Source organism: Cryobacterium sp. TMB1-7 (genome assembly GCF_004402435.1).
Lineage (GTDB): Bacteria > Actinomycetota > Actinomycetes > Actinomycetales > Microbacteriaceae > Cryobacterium > Cryobacterium zongtaii.
In genome coordinates this window covers 36,559-51,210 of the sequence record NZ_SOFZ01000022.1, presented here as the reverse complement: position 1 = coordinate 51,210, position 14,652 = coordinate 36,559, and the positions used below count along the sequence as shown (strand labels likewise).

The 14,652-nt window shown below is 68.6% G+C and carries 13 protein-coding genes; 9 read left to right on the top strand and 4 right to left on the bottom strand.

The features are described from left to right. Positions 1 to 115: 115 nt before the first annotated feature. A complete protein-coding gene (deoC, locus tag E3O60_RS09105; RefSeq protein WP_134497848.1) occupies positions 116 to 829 on the bottom strand; it encodes a deoxyribose-phosphate aldolase in 714 nt (237 codons plus the stop codon). A 99-nt stretch (positions 830 to 928) separates the two neighbouring features. On the opposite strand from deoC, the gene E3O60_RS09100 reads away from it, so the two are divergent. Continuing rightward, positions 929 to 1,378 (top strand): NUDIX domain-containing protein, encoded by a 450-nt coding sequence (locus E3O60_RS09100; RefSeq protein WP_088456035.1) that lies wholly within the window; start codon positions 929 to 931, stop codon positions 1,376 to 1,378. Here E3O60_RS09100 and E3O60_RS09095 read toward each other — a convergent pair. Then, positions 1,359 to 2,231, bottom strand: coding sequence for a DUF1295 domain-containing protein (locus E3O60_RS09095; protein WP_134497846.1), 873 nt, complete (start codon positions 2,229 to 2,231; stop codon positions 1,359 to 1,361). The two genes, E3O60_RS09100 and E3O60_RS09095, sit on opposite strands and share 20 nt — an antisense overlap. Beyond that, positions 2,228 to 4,729, bottom strand: coding sequence for an ATP-dependent DNA ligase (locus tag E3O60_RS09090; protein ID WP_134497844.1), 2,502 nt, complete (start codon positions 4,727 to 4,729; stop codon positions 2,228 to 2,230). The genes E3O60_RS09095 and E3O60_RS09090 overlap by 4 nt, the downstream gene beginning before the upstream one ends. 82 nt (positions 4,730 to 4,811) lie before the next feature. On the opposite strand from E3O60_RS09090, the gene E3O60_RS09085 reads away from it, so the two are divergent. The 5 genes from E3O60_RS09085 to E3O60_RS09065 all read left to right on the top strand — a co-directional run bounded on the left by E3O60_RS09085 (position 4,812) and on the right by E3O60_RS09065 (position 8,273). Next, a complete protein-coding gene (locus tag E3O60_RS09085) occupies positions 4,812 to 5,720 on the top strand; it encodes a Ku protein (protein ID WP_103460631.1) in 909 nt (302 codons plus the stop codon). 33 nt (positions 5,721 to 5,753) lie between these two features. After that, a complete protein-coding gene (locus E3O60_RS09080; RefSeq protein WP_240632443.1) occupies positions 5,754 to 6,338 on the top strand; it encodes a CDP-alcohol phosphatidyltransferase family protein in 585 nt (194 codons plus the stop codon). A 122-nt stretch (positions 6,339 to 6,460) separates the two neighbouring features. Then, positions 6,461 to 6,874 (top strand): FHA domain-containing protein, encoded by a 414-nt coding sequence (locus tag E3O60_RS09075; protein ID WP_088457974.1) that lies wholly within the window; start codon positions 6,461 to 6,463, stop codon positions 6,872 to 6,874. Further along, complete coding sequence (locus tag E3O60_RS09070; RefSeq protein WP_088456039.1) at positions 6,874 to 7,572, top strand: MerR family transcriptional regulator; 699 nt, start codon at positions 6,874 to 6,876, stop codon at positions 7,570 to 7,572. Before E3O60_RS09075 ends, E3O60_RS09070 begins: the two co-directional genes overlap by 1 nt. A gap of 149 nt (positions 7,573 to 7,721) precedes the next feature. Beyond that, on the top strand, positions 7,722 to 8,273 hold the full coding sequence (locus E3O60_RS09065; protein WP_088456040.1) for a MerR family transcriptional regulator: 552 nt from the start codon (positions 7,722 to 7,724) through the stop codon (positions 8,271 to 8,273). A 67-nt stretch (positions 8,274 to 8,340) separates the two neighbouring features. Here E3O60_RS09065 and E3O60_RS09060 read toward each other — a convergent pair whose 3' ends face one another. After that, positions 8,341 to 9,153, bottom strand: a complete 813-nt coding sequence (locus E3O60_RS09060) for a ParA family protein (protein WP_088456041.1) — start codon at positions 9,151 to 9,153, stop codon at positions 8,341 to 8,343. A gap of 77 nt (positions 9,154 to 9,230) precedes the next feature. Here E3O60_RS09060 and E3O60_RS09055 point away from each other — a divergent pair, with 77 nt between their 5' ends. From E3O60_RS09055 to def, 3 genes are all read left to right on the top strand, one after another. Then, on the top strand, positions 9,231 to 12,635 hold the full coding sequence (locus E3O60_RS09055) for a pyruvate carboxylase (protein ID WP_088456042.1): 3,405 nt from the start codon (positions 9,231 to 9,233) through the stop codon (positions 12,633 to 12,635). 55 nt (positions 12,636 to 12,690) lie between these two features. Continuing rightward, positions 12,691 to 14,073: a MinD/ParA family protein gene (locus E3O60_RS09050; RefSeq protein WP_240632444.1), complete on the top strand. Its 1,383-nt coding sequence runs from the start codon at positions 12,691 to 12,693 to the stop codon at positions 14,071 to 14,073. Positions 14,074 to 14,160: 87 nt separating this feature from the next. Then, positions 14,161 to 14,652: a peptide deformylase gene (def, locus tag E3O60_RS09045; protein WP_088456043.1), complete on the top strand. Its 492-nt coding sequence runs from the start codon at positions 14,161 to 14,163 to the stop codon at positions 14,650 to 14,652.

The window sequence follows — 14,652 nt, the reverse complement described above, 5'->3', positions numbered from 1 at the left end:
GCGGCACGTGGTATTTCCGGCGGCCCGGGATAGAACGCAGGCCGCCGCGATTGCCACGTGCCGCCGGGGCTAACCCGCGCCACGACGCTCGTGGCGGGGTCAGGTCCGGGTACCGCTAGTAGGCGGCGGGGTTGGCCGAGGGCTCGACGGCTGCGCCGGAGAGCACGGCCTTGCTGCCCGACACGCCGAGACGGCTCGCGCCGGCCTCGATCATGGCGAGGGCGTCGGCGTGGCTGCGCACCCCGCCGGAGGCCTTGACGCCGAGGGCATCGCCGACGGTTTCGCGCATCAGGCGCACGGCGTGCACGGTGGCGCCGCCGGCCGGGTGGAACCCTGTCGAGGTCTTGACGAAATCGGCGCCCGCGGCCACGGCCGCGCGGCACACGCCGACGATCTCGTCGTCGGTGAGGGCGGCGGACTCGATGATCACCTTGAGGATCAGGGGTGCGGGGATCTCGGCGCGCACGGCGCTGATGTCGGCTTCGACGAGATCGAACCGGCCGGCCTTGGCCGCACCGATGTCGATGACCATGTCCACCTCGTCGGTGCCCTGCGACACCGACAGGGCGGCCTCGGCAGCCTTGATCGAGCTGGCGTGCTTGCCGCTCGGGAAACCGCAGACCACGGCGACCTTGAGGTCGGCATCCGCGGGAAGGGTCAGCGGCAACATCGACGGCGACACGCAGACCGAGTAGACGCCAAGCTCAACGGCCTCGGCGATGAGGCCGGCCACGTCGGCCTGGGTGGCCTCGGGCTTCAGCAGGGTGTGGTCGATATAGCGGGCGAGGCCGGCGGCGTCGAGTGCGGGGGAGGGTGTGGAAGAGGTCATGCTCGTAAGTCCTTTGGGAGGGGCGGCGAGGTGTCCGCCTGGCTCGATCTTACCCGGCGAGCGGATGATGTTCCCTGGCGGGTGCGGCATGCTTGAGTTATGAGCGGGAGCGGTGATGCGTGGGTCTACGGCCCCGACGGTGCCAGGTTCTGGGGCCGGTACGGGGCGGCCGGTCTGCTCGTGCACCATCCGGACCTCGGGGTCCTTCTGCAGCACCGTGCCCTGTGGAGCCATCAGGGCGACACCTGGGGAGTCCCGGGCGGCGCCAGGCACGAGAACGAGAGCGCCCTCGACGCCGCGATCCGGGAGGCCGGTGAAGAGGCCGGTGTTCCCGCGCACCTGCTCAGGCTGAGCTTCAGTTCGGTGGTCGACCTCGGCTTCTGGTCGTACACCACGGTGGTCGTCCGAGCGCTGGAACCGTTCGACCCGATCATCAGCGACACCGAGAGCATCGCGCTGCGCTGGGTGGCGCCGGCCGAGGTGCAGCAGCTGCCGCTGCATCCGGGTTTCGCGGCCAGCTGGCCCGCGCTCAGGGACCGCCTGGTCTGACCGGGCCGTCGCCGGCGGATGCGCCCACCGAGTCGGGCGCCGGTCGGCGCGGCGGCCACTGCACGAGGGCGGAGACCTCGCGCTGATAGGCCCGATAGTCGGGATACCTGGAGACCGAGATGCTCTCGGTGAAGGCGGTCGATCCCGCGAAGAGCAGGGTCAGCAACACCGCGCCGAGTGCACCCGGCTGCAGCCAGGTGCCGGCGGCGATGGCGCCGAAGCCGGCGATCACCCACCACTGGGCGATCTCGCAGAAATAGTTCGGATGCCGGGAGAACCCGAAGAGTCCGCTCCGCAGAAACCCCGGGTCGGCCCCGCCCCGCGCACGGAGCACGGTGCGGGAGCGTTGGAAGTCCCACTGCTGCTGATCGGCCACGGTCTCCCCGGCGAGGAAGGCGAGGAACAGCACGGTGGCGACCAGGTCGGCGGCGCCGAACGGTGTCTGTGGGTGCTGCAGCCCGATCCACGCGGGCAGGGTGATGAGCAGCAGCAACAGGTTCTGGTAGCCGGAGATGAACGCCAGGTTGAACAGGGCGAACTGGCGCCGGCTCATCCTGCGCCCCAGCGCCACCCACCGATAGTCCTCGCCGCCGGGCCGGTAGCCGCCCTTCCGCGCGAAATTGAAGGTCAGTCGCAGGCCCCACAGCGTGCCGAGCACGGCCATGACGACCAGCCGGGGATCGGTGAGCCCGCCGGCGACGGCGAACACCCACAGATAGACCGGCGGCAGCACCGACCAGGCCCGGTCCACCCAGGAGTATTCCCGGGTCAGAACCGATAGCAGCCAGGTTGTGGCGATGGCGGCCGCACACAGGCTCTGGCACACCAGCAGGGCGGATGCGGCGGCGGTCATCGGGGCGCCGTCCCCTCCGGCACCGCGTCCGCCGGCATCGCCTCGTCGAGCACCACATCGCTGGGCGCTTTGTCTGGGCGCAGGCCCCGCCAGCTCGGGTGCCGCAGCCGGCCGGCCGGTGTCCACCCGGCGAACTCCACTTCGCCCACGAGCACCGGGCGCACCCACACGGCGTCGGACGCCTCCTCCGACGGAACGTCGTCGAACGGGGTGTCCGTCGTGGGCAGCTCGTCGAGCCGGCGGCGCAGGCTCGTCAGGTCGCGGTCGCGGAAGCCGGTGCCGATCCGCCCGGCGTACCGCAGCCGGGCTGTGTCGCCGGCCGTCGGCACGCCCACGAGAAGCGAGCCGAAGGTGTCGCCGCGGTGCCCGTTTCCGGGCCGCCAGCCGCCGATCACGACCTCCTGTGCCCTGACGTGTTTGATCTTCACCCACCGGTCGGTGCGGCGTCCGCTCGTGTAGGTACTGCCGGTCTCCTTGGCGATCAGTCCCTCCAGGCCGAGTTGCCGGCTGGTGGCCAGCACCGTGGCGGCGTCGCCGGAGAAGGACGGCGGCACCTGCACGGTTCCGGTGGCCGTCACACCGGCCTCCAAAGCCGCCCGGCGCTCCGCGTACGGCTGGTCGACCAGAGCAGCGCCGTCGTTCTCGAGCAGGTCGAAGACGAAATAGTGCACGGGGGCCCGCCGCTGCGCCCGGCGCACATCACCCTCATCGGTGAGCCCGAGCCTGGTCTGCAGCAGTGAGAAGTCGGGCCGGTTTGTGGTGTCCAGGGCCACGACCTCCCCGTCGAGCACGGCGCCGACGGTTCCCACGGCCGTTCGCAGGTCGTCCACGAGCTCGGGGAAGGATGCCGTGACGTCGTTGCCGTTCCGGGTGAGGAAGCGCACCTTCCCGCCGCCGTCGAGGTAGGCCAGCATCCGGATGCCATCCCACTTCATCTCGTAGGCCCAGTCGGACTCCGCAGACAGCTCGCGCAGGCTGCCCAGCCTGGCGAGCATGGGGGAGTATCGGGCCTCGGCAGGACCCCAGCCGGCCGGGATCGATCGTTTCGGTTTCATCAGGTGGATCAGCCAGTTGCGCGACCCCGCACCGCCGGTCCGGATGAGCGCGAACTCGTGTTCGGCACCGCCCAGACCGCCGTCCGGTTTGCCGTGCAGGGTGACGATTACCTCATCGTCCCGCCATTTCTGCAGCGAATAGGTGCCGGAATCCCAGATCGACATGGTGCCGGCGCCGTACTCTCCCGCCGGAATATCACCCTGGAACTCGAGATACTCCAGCGGGTGATCCTCGGTGTGCACGGCCAGGTGGTTGTGGGTGGGGTCGGCCGGCACGCCCTTGGGCAGCGCCCACGAGACCAGCACGCCGCCCTGTTCCAGGCGCAGGTCGAAGTGCAGGGCCCTGGCGTGGTGCTCCTGGATCACAAACGATGCCCCGCCACCACCGGAGGGCGCCGGCGGTGTCGCCGTCGGCACGGGCTCAGGGGTGCGCCGGGCGTCGCGCTTGCTGCGGTACTGGTGCAGGCGGTCCTCGTCGGTCCGTGAGGCCGAGCCGGCGCCCGCGTCGATGGCGTCCGCCACCGGGCCCAGCAGGTCGGAGCGTCGTTCCAGTCGTTTCAGCACCTGCCGGTAATCCAGCTGCTCCAGTCCGGGCGACTCCAGCTCCCGCCAGGTTCGCGGTGCCGCCACCAGCGGCCGCAGCAGTCCGCGCAGGCTGTACGGCGCGATGGTGGTCTTGTTCGCGCTGTTCTGGCTCCAGTCCACGAAGACCTTCCCGTCCCGCAGCGACCGGGTCATCGCGCTGAGCACCTCTCCTGGATGGTCCGCTTCCAACGCCCGCGCGAGTTCATGCGCCACCTGGCCCACCTGCTCAGAGGTGTGGCTACCGTCCAGCGCCGCATACAGGTGGATGCCCTTGCTCCCGCTGGTCACCGGCAGGGTGTCCAGGCCCATGTCCAGCAGCAGGGCCCTGGCCCACCGGGCCACCTCCGCGCACTCGGCGAGGCCGACGCCCTCGCCGGGGTCCAGGTCCAGCACCAGCCGGTCGGGGCGGGCCGGGGCGCCCGCCACGTCGAACCGCCACTGCGGCACGTGGATCTCCAGGGTGCCGATCTGGGCGAGCCAGGTGAGGGTGGCCAGGTCGTTCACCAGCGGGTACACGGTGGTGCGCGCCTTGTGAGCGAGTTCCCGGCGCTCCACCCAGTCCGGCGTGCCCTCGGCCAGGTTCTTCTGGAAGAACACCTGCCCGGGCTCCTGGGGCGTGCCCACGCCGTGCACCCAGCGCTTGCGGGTCGCCGGCCGGTCCCGCGCATGGCGGATGAGCTCATCCGCGACCGCCGCGTAGTAGCCCAGGATGTCGGCCTTGGTGGTGCCGGTCTCCGGGTACATCACCTTGTCCAGATGGGTGAGGGTGACCCGGCGGCCACCCACCGTCACGACCTCCCGCTGAGCGCCGTCGGCGCTCACAGCGCCATTCCCCGCAGCCCCCGCGCCAGTTGCCATGTGCCCAGCTTGCTCCACGCCCGCCCACCGGTCTAGCCTCACCCCATAGGACGGGTGTGTACTGGGCTCTGGAGGACGAACGATGCGATCAATCTGGAAGGGCGCCATCACGTTCGGGCTGGTCAACGTGCCGGTCAAGGTCTACAGCGCCACCGAAGACCACGACGTCGAACTGCACCAGGTGCACGACGCTGACGGCGGACGCATCCGCTACCAGCGCCGCTGTGAGGTCTGCGGCAAGGTCGTCGACTACGCGCACATCGACAAGGCCTTCACCGACGGCGACAAGACCGTCGTGATCACCGATGCCGATCTCAAGTCCCTGCCCGAGGAACGCAGCCGCGAGATCGACGTCGTCGAATTCGTGCCCAGCGACCAGCTCGACCCGATCATGTTCGACCGCAGCTACTTCCTCGAGCCAGACGGTTCCTCGCCCAAGGCCTACGTGCTGCTGCGGCGCACCCTGGAGCAGACCGACCGCACCGCCATCGTGCACTTCGCGTTGCGGCAGAAAACGCGGCTCGCCGCACTCCGGGTGCGCGACGGCGTTCTGATGCTGCAGACCCTGCTCTGGGACGACGAGGTGCGGGTGGCCGAGTTCCCGGCGCTTGAGCAGGCCGTGAAGATCTCCGACCGTGAGCTGGACCTCTCCGCGGCCCTGGTGGACTCCTTCGCCGCCGATTTCAGCCCGGGCGACTACACCGATGAGTACCAGGCCCAACTGCGCCGCCTCATCGAAGAGAAGCTCGAGAAGGGTGACGCGATCGACACCGAGGCCACCTTCGGCGGCGCCGACGAGGAGGCCGGCGGGGGAGAGGTGCTCGACCTGATGGAGGCGCTGCGCCGCAGCGTCGACCGCAGCCGGTCCGGGGACGGTGCCGCCAAGACCGGTGCCGCCAAGACCGCAGCAACCAAGACGGCAGCAACCAAGACCGGTGCCACCAAGACCAAGGCCGCCACGAAGAAGCCCGCCGCCAGGAAAGAAGCCTGAGCCTCTTCCGTGGCCGCTCGATAGACTCGTGTCGTGACCGGGCCCGTTCCACCTCACCTCAGCTCCAGGGTGCTGACGGTGCCGAATCTGCTCAGTTTCCTGCGACTGGCGCTCGTCCCGGTCTTCCTCACCCTGCTGGTGAGCGGTGAAGACGCCTGGGCGCTCCTGGTCCTCGCGGTGGCCAGCCTCACCGACTACCTCGATGGCGTGATCGCGAGAAGGTTCAACCAGATCACCCGGCTCGGCCAACTGCTCGACCCGGCCGCGGACCGGCTCTACATCTTTGCCGCACTCGTCGGGCTCGCCTGTCGCGATCTGGTGCCGTGGTGGATCGTTGCCGTCGTCGTCGGTCGCGATGTGTTCCTGCTCGGACTGGGAGTTGTGCTGGCCAACCACGGTTTCGGCCCGCTTCCTGTGCATCAGCTGGGCAAGGTGGCCACGTTCTGCCTCTTTTATGCCCTCCCGATGATCATGCTCGGCCAGGCGTTCCCCGAGCTGTCCTGGTGGTCGCAGCCCGTCGGCTGGGCGTTCGGTCTCTGGGGCGCCTACCTCTACTGGTGGGCCGGGGCCATCTACGCGATTGAAACGGTTCGGGTGATTCGGCTTCCGCGCGCTTGAAGGTCCGTTCCATCCGATACGATTTACCCAGTAGGAGGTGCACCGTGGTCGATCCCGACGACAAGAAAGAACCCGTGCGTAAGGTGGCGCCTGAGAATGCCACGGGCAACGTCGACACGACGATGACGTTCAGCCAGGAGTTCGCGGCGTCCTTGGCCGCGCTCGACGCCAACGTCACCGTCGAGGAGCAGGAGGCCATTGCGGCGCTGCCCTCAGGGTCAGCCCTCCTGGTGGTGCGCCGCGGTCCCAATTCGGGTGCGCGTTTCCTCCTGGATGCCGATGTCACCACGGTGGGACGACACCCGAATGCCGACATCTTCCTCGATGACGTCACGGTGTCGCGTCGCCATGCCGAATTCCTGCGCAACGGCCGCATCTTCCAGGTGAAAGACCTGGGATCGCTCAACGGCACGTATTTTGACGGCGAACGCATCGACCTGGCCGTCCTCACCGACGGATCCGAAGTTCAGGTCGGCAAATTCCGCCTCACGTTCTACGCCTCGCGGCTCGACCTCGTTCACCTGGCGAGCGACTAGTGTCGGCGTCCTCCGCCCAGGCCAGACTGCCGGGCGCGACGTCACTCTTGAGTATCGGCCAGGTCCTGGCCCGGTTGACACCGGAATTCCCGGACCTGACCCCGTCCAAACTGCGGTTCCTTGAGGAACAGGGGCTTGTCTCCCCGGCACGCACGGAGTCCGGCTACCGCAAGTTCAACGGCGGCGACGTTGACAGGCTGCGCCTGATTCTGTCGATGCAGCGCGACCACTACCTGCCGCTGAAGGTGATCCGCGCCTACCTCGACGACCTCGACGCGGGCCTGTCACCGGTTCTTCCCGGCGGCGGGGCACCCGGTCCGAGCATGCTCGTGATCGCGCGACGCTTCACCCGCGAGGACCTCCTGCGCGAGTCCGGAGCCTCCTCCACTCTTCTGCACGACGCCGTCACCGCGTCGATCATCGTGCCGGCCGAACACTACGGCGACGACGCCCTCAAGGTGCTCCGCGCCCTGGTCGACCTGCAGCAGAGCGGGATCGAACCCAGGCACCTCCGCGGCTTCCGCGGTGCGGCCGAACGCGAGCTCGGCCTGATCGAGAGCGCCCTGGTTCCGCTGGCCCGCCGCAAAGACGCCTCCAGCCGCGCCAAGGCGGCCGAAATGGCCGTGGAGATCGCCGGGCAGCTCGAAGTGATCCGTGGCAGCCTGATCCGCTCCGCCCTGGGCCGCCTGACCAAATAAGTCGTAGACTGAAAGTTCAACGCACCGAGAACCAGCGTTCTCTCGACACGCCGACACGTTCGGGCGGATGTCATCGCTAGGGGCCGCCGGTCTCGCTAACGTTGAAGTGCGGCCTGAAGGTTCGCATCCACCCCCGAGAGGCGTTCTGTATGAGTGAACTCAATCCCCGAGATGATTCGTCTCGGTACGGTCAGGGGCTGCTCTTCACCGACGGGATGCCCGAGCTCGACGAGAACTCCGGCTACCGGGGCGCCGTCGCGGCGCGCGCCGCGGGTATCAGCTACCGCCAGCTCGACTACTGGGCCCGCACCGAACTCGTGGAGCCCACGGTTCGCGGTGCGGCCGGCTCCGGCTCGCAGCGACTCTACGGCTTCCGCGACATCCTGGTACTCAAGCTCGTCAAACGTCTGCTCGACACCGGCATCTCCCTGCAGCAGATCCGCACCGCGGTCAACCAGCTGCGCGAATCAGGCGTCAACGACCTGGCCCAGACCACCCTCATGAGCGACGGCGCCAGCGTCTACCTCTGCACCTCCAACGACGAGGTCATCGACCTCGTCAGCCGCGGCCAGGGTGTCTTCGGCATCGCCGTCGGCAAGGTCCTGCGCGAGGTGGAAACCACCCTCGTCGAACTCGACACCCAGACGGCCGACCCGTCCGACGAGCTCGCCGCCCGTCGCGTCTCCCGCAAGGTCTCCTAGCCGCAGGAACTGTGAGAAAAGCCCCGAAACGCTCGCGTTTCGGGGCTTTCTCACAGCTCGAGAGCTCTTAGCGCGCGGGGACTTCCGCGTACTCGCCGATGCGTGCGGTGCGCAGGACCCGGTCCAGCAGCTGGTCGAAGTAGTGCGCCATCTCCTGGGCGCTGTCGCCCGGCCAGGTGTGCAGGGGCTTCGCGGCGCCCTGGGCCTGCTGCAGGCTGGTGCGCTCCGGAAGCTGCGGGCTGAGCACCAGCGGTCCGAACATGTCGCGCAGTTCCTTGATCCGGAACTGGTGCTCCAGTGACGCGGTGCGGGCGCGGTTGACGATGATGCCCAACGGCTGCAGCCGGGGGCTGAGGCCACGACGGATTTCCTCGATCGCGCGCAGGGCACGGTCGGCGGCGGCCACCGAGAACAGGCCGGGCTCGGTGACCACGGCAACCCGGTCGCTGGCGGCCCACGCGGTGCGGGTGAGCGCGTTCAGCGAGGGGGCACAGTCGATCAGCACGAGGTCGTAGTCCTTCTCCACCGTGGAGAGGGCCTCCTCGAGCTTCCAGATGTCCCGGATGCTGGGGTGCGGGCCGTCGAAATTAATGGCGGAGGGGCTGCCGATCATGACGTCGATCGTGCCGGGGCGACCGCGGGTCCAGCCGCTGGGCGCGATGGCGGCCCGAACGACTTTTTCCTTCGGCGAAGCCAGCACGTCGGCGACGTTGAGGTGGCCGGCGAGCTGGATGTCGAGCCCGGTAGAGACATCTGATTGCGGATCGAGGTCGACCACGAGGGTCCGAACACCGCGGGCGAAGGCGGCAGAAGCCAGACCAAGGGTTACCGTGGTCTTGCCTACCCCTCCCTTGAGGGAGCTAACGCTAAGTACGTGCACAAGTAGATACGTTACCTTCACTAGTCTTAGAGAACCTAACCGTCAGCTGTGTGCCGCTCCCGGATCGAAAGGTCTCTATGTTCACCAAAATCCTCGTCGCCAACCGTGGAGAGATAGCAATCCGCGCGTTCCGCGCCGCCTATGAACTGGGCGCGAAAACCGTCGCCGTCTTCCCGTTCGAAGACCGCAATTCACTGCACAGGCTGAAGGCCGACGAGGCTTACGAGATCGGCGAACCCGGACACCCCGTCCGCGCCTACCTCGATGTGTCCGAGATCATCCGGGTGGCCAAGGAGAGCGGCGCAGACGCCATCTACCCCGGCTACGGATTCCTCTCCGAGAACCCCGAGCTCGCCGAAGCGGCCAAGGCCGCCGGCATCACCTTCATCGGGCCGGGCTCGCACGTGCTCGAGATGGCCGGCAACAAGGTCACCGCCAAGGAACACGCCATCGCTGCCGGTGTGCCCGTCCTCAAGTCCAGCGCGCCGTCGCGAGACGTCGAGGAGCTCATCGCGGCCGCAGAGGAGATCGGCTTCCCCATCTTCGCCAAGGCCGTCGCCGGCGGCGGTGGACGCGGCATGCGCCGCGTCGCCTCCATGGCCGACCTGCGCGGTTCCCTCGAAGAGGCCATGCGCGAGGCCAACAGCGCCTTCGGTGACCCCACCATGTTCCTCGAGCAGGCGGTGCTCCGGCCCCGCCACATCGAGGTGCAGATCCTTGCGGACGCCACGGGCGAGACCGTGCACCTGTTCGAGCGCGACTGCTCGGTGCAGCGCCGCCACCAGAAGGTCATCGAGATCGCACCGGCCCCCAACCTGCCGGAGGAGATCCGTCAGCGACTGCACGCCGACGCCGTGGCCTTCGCCAGGTCGATCGGTTACGTCAACGCCGGCACCGTCGAATTCCTGCTCGACACCGTCGGCGAACGCGCCGGCCAGCACGTGTTCATCGAGATGAACCCGCGCATCCAGGTGGAGCACACCGTGACCGAGGAAGTCACCGACGTCGACCTCGTGCAGTCCCAGATCCGCATCGCCGCAGGGGAGACCCTGGCCGACCTCGGCCTGGGCCAGGACACGATCAAACTGCGCGGCTTCGCCCTGCAGTGCCGCATCACCACAGAGGACCCCACCGCGGGATTCCGCCCGGACACCGGCAAGATCACCACCTACCGCTCGCCCGGCGGCGCCGGCATCCGCCTGGACGGCGGAACCATCAACCCCGGCGCGCAGATCAGCCCGCACTTCGACTCGATGCTCGCCAAGCTCACCTGCCGCGGCCGCGACTACGCGTCCGCCGTCACCCGCTCCAAGCGCGCGCTGGCCGAGTTCCGCATCCGCGGCGTCTCCACCAACATCGCCTTCCTGCAGGCCGTGCTGGAAGACCCCGACTTCGCCAACGGCGACCTGAGCACCTCCTTCATCGACGAGCGTCCGCAGCTGCTGCGTGGCCGGGCCTCCAAGGACCGCGGCACGAAGATCCTCAACTGGCTCGCCGACGTCACCGTGAACCAGCCCAACGGTGTGCCCCTGACCCTGCTGAACCCCGCAGAGAAGCTGCCCAAGCTCGACCTGTCCATTCCGGCGCCGGAGGGTTCGCGGCAGAAGCTGCAGCTGCTCGGCCCGGTCGGCTTCGCCAGCGCCCTGCGCGCCCAAACGGCGCTGGCCGTCACCGACACGACCTTCCGTGACGCCCACCAGTCGCTGCTGGCCACCCGGGTGCGCACCAAGGACCTCGTCGCCGTGGCTCCCTACGTGGCCAGGCTCACCCCCGAACTGCTCTCGGTCGAGGCCTGGGGCGGTGCCACCTACGACGTGGCCCTCCGCTTCCTCGGCGAAGACCCGTGGGAGCGTCTCGGCGCCCTGCGCGAGGCCCTGCCGAACATCAACATCCAGATGCTGCTGCGCGGCCGCAACACCGTGGGCTACACCCCGTACCCCACCGAGGTGACGGATGCGTTCGTCCGCGAGGCCAGCGATTCAGGTGTTGACATCTTCCGCATCTTCGACGCTCTCAACGACGTCAACCAGATGCGTCCGGCCATCGACGCCGTGCTGAACACCGGCGACAGCGTTGCCGAGGTGGCGCTCTGCTACACCGGCGACCTGCTCGATCCTGCCGAGGACCTCTACACGCTCGACTACTACCTGCGCCTGGCCGACCAGATCGTGGCGTCCGGCGCGCACATCCTGGCCATCAAGGACATGGCCGGGCTGCTGCGGCCCGCCGCCGCCGCGAAGCTCGTCACCGCGTTCCGCGAACGCTTCGACCTGCCGGTGCACGTGCACACGCACGACACCCCCGGCGGCCAGCTGGCGACCCTGCTGGCGGCCTCCCAGGCCGGAGCCGACGCCGTGGACGTGGCCAGCGCCCCGATGGGCGGCACCACCAGCCAGCCGTCGGCGTCCTCCCTCGTGGCCGCGCTCGCTCACACCGAACGGGACACCGGCATCTCCCTCCAGAACGTCTGCGACCTCGAGCCGTACTGGGAAGACGTGCGCCGGGTCTACCACCCCTTCGAATCGGGCCTCCGCGCCCCCACCGGCCGGGTGTACAAGCACGAGATCCCGGGCGGGCAGCTGTCCAACCTGCGCACCCAGGCCATCGCGCTCGGCCTCGCCGATGACTTCGAGCTCATCGAAGACATGTACGCGGCAGCGAACGAGATCCTGGGCCGCGTGCCCAAGGTGACTCCGTCCTCCAAGGTCGTCGGTGACCTGGCCCTGTACCTCGCGGCCGTGAACGCCGACCCGGCCGATTTCGAAGCCAACCCTTCCAAGTACGACGTGCCGGACTCCGTGGTGGGCTTCATGGCCGGCGAACTCGGCGACCTGCCGGGCGGCTGGCCGGAGCCCTTCCGCAGCAAGGTGCTCGAGGGCCGCAGCATCCGGGTGAGCACGACCGAGCTGACCGACGAGGAACGTACCGCCCTCGACGCCGACAGCCCCACTCGACGCGCCATGCTCAACCAGCTGCTCTTCCCGGCTCCCACCCGGACCTTCCAACAGATCCGCGAACTCTTCGGCGACCTGTCCGTGGTCGACACTGTCGACTACCTTTACGGTCTGCGGCAGGGCACCGAACACTCGGTCGAGATCGACAAGGGTGTGCGGCTCTACGTCGGGCTCGAGGCGATCGGCGAGGCCGACGAGAAGGGCATGCGCACCGTCATGACCATTCTCAACGGGCAGCTGCGTCCGGTCTTCGTGCGTGACCGCAGCATCGCCGTGGTCAGTAAGGCGGCCGAGAAGGCCGACGCCAACCAGCCCGGCCAGATCGCCGCACCGTTCTCCGGTGTGGTCACCCTGCAGGTCGCCGATGGCGACCACGTGACCGCCGGCCAGAGCGTCGCGTCGATCGAGGCCATGAAGATGGAAGCAGCCATCACCTCACCCATCGCCGGCGTCGTCGAAAGGGTCGCGATCCCCGCCACCCAGCAGGTCGACGCGGGAGACCTGCTCGTAGTGGTGCGGCCACGCTAGGCTGAGGCCTGATTTGGGGCCCATTCGTGGCCCGCGAAAAAACGAGGAGTCTGCTGTGACAGATCGACGGACAGACGATGCCCAACCGCACGATGAAGGCGACGGCCAGCTGAGCCCGGCCCCGGCAGGGGCCGGGTCGCCGGAGTCCGGTGCTGCCAGAGCGCGACCGGGTGACGAGTACCACAGCGAACTCCCGCCGCACACCTTCGACAACCTCGCCGCCGCCTTGCCGGAGAGCTTCGTCTCGCTCGGCGCCGCCGGCCTGCCCAGGTCCGCGGTAGCGCCCCGCGCCGCGCACGACCCGGCCACCCCGACGGCGGGCGCACACCCCGGCACTCACACCATCGAGATCGTCACCCCGCAGCCGGCGCGGGGCGTCACAGCTCCGCTGGGCGCGAGCGGCACCGCAGCGGCAGCGCTGTCCCGCAACACCGGACCCACGAGCGCGGCAACGGCCAGCCGGCGCGACCGCACCCGAACGGACGCCGTCGCCCCGGAATCCGCATCGATGCTCACCTCCGACCGGCTGCTGGAGATCAACCGCAAGACCCGGCGCCCGCCGAACGGCAGCTGGAACCGGTTCGTCTACAACGCCACCTTCCACCTGGTCAACCTGGGCGATTCGGCCGCCGTGCGCGCGCACCGGGCCATGGACGAACGCATCCAGAAGCAGTTCGAGGGCGGCGCGAGGTTCGTCCCGATCCTCACCCGCAAGGGCGGCGTGGGCAAGACCACCGTCACCGCACTGCTCGGCATGGCCATGGCCGACGCCAGGGAAGACCGGATCATCGCCGTCGACGCCAACCCCGACCGGGGCACCCTGAGCGAACGGGTGTCCAAGCAGACTAGGTCGACGGTGCGCGACGTCGTGACCAAGGCCGCCTCCATCGGCGGCTTCACCGATTTCTCGGCGTTGGTATCCAGGGACGAGACCCGTCTGGACATCCTGGCCAGCGACACCGACCCGCTCCTGTCCGAAGCGTTCGACGAGAACGACTACAACGTCGTCGCCGACCTGGCGGCCCGGTTCTACTCGATCGTCCTGACCGACTGCGGCACCGGGATCGTGCACTCGGTCATGCGCGCGACCCTGCAGCGCGCCGATTCCATCGTGATCGTGTCCGGCGGCAGTGTCGATGAGGCCCGGTTGGCCTCCGAAACGCTGACCTGGCTCGAGGCCAACGGCTACGGTGAACTCGTTCGCAACGCGATCGTCGCCCTCAATACCGCGACCCAGGGCACCAACCTGGTCAAGCTCGAGGAGATCGAGTCGCACTTCCGGTCCCGGGTTCGCGAGATCGTGCGGATCCCGTACGACCCGCAGTTGGCCGCCGGCAGTGTGGTGTCCTTCAAGGACCTCAAGCCGATCACCCGACTGGCCGCGCGTACCCTCGCTGCCCTCGTCGTCGAAGGGTTGCCGGCCGAGCGCCGCGCCTGACTCCCTCGCACAGTATCCGTTCCATCCGTTCCATCCGTTCCATCCGATCCATCTGATCCATCCGTTCATCCTGAAGAGAGTTTCCCCGTGCCCGAACGCCAGATCCGCCTGCTGGGCGATCCCGTCCTCAAGACCCGCTCAGAGCCGATCGGCACCATCGACGCCCGGGTGCGCAGCCTCGTCGAAGACCTGGTGGACAGCGTGAAGCTGCCGGGCCGGGCCGGCGTTGCCGCGGCCCAGATCGGCGTGAACCTGCGTGCCTTCAGCTACAACATCGACGGGGACATCGGCTATATCCTCAACCCGGTTCTGGTGGAGCTGGCGGGGGAGCCGGCGATGGTCGACGAGGGTTGCCTGTCGGTGCCCGGCCTGTGGTACCCGACCAAGCGCTACCCGTTCGCCAGGGTTACCGGCATCGACCTGGCCGGCAACCCCGTCGCGGTATCCGGCGAGGGCCTGATGGCGCAGGCTCTGCAGCACGAGACCGACCACCTCGACGGGCTGCTCTACCTGGACCGGCTCGACAAGGAAAACCGCCGTGCGGCGATGAAGGAAGTGCGCGAGTCCGACTGGTTCTAA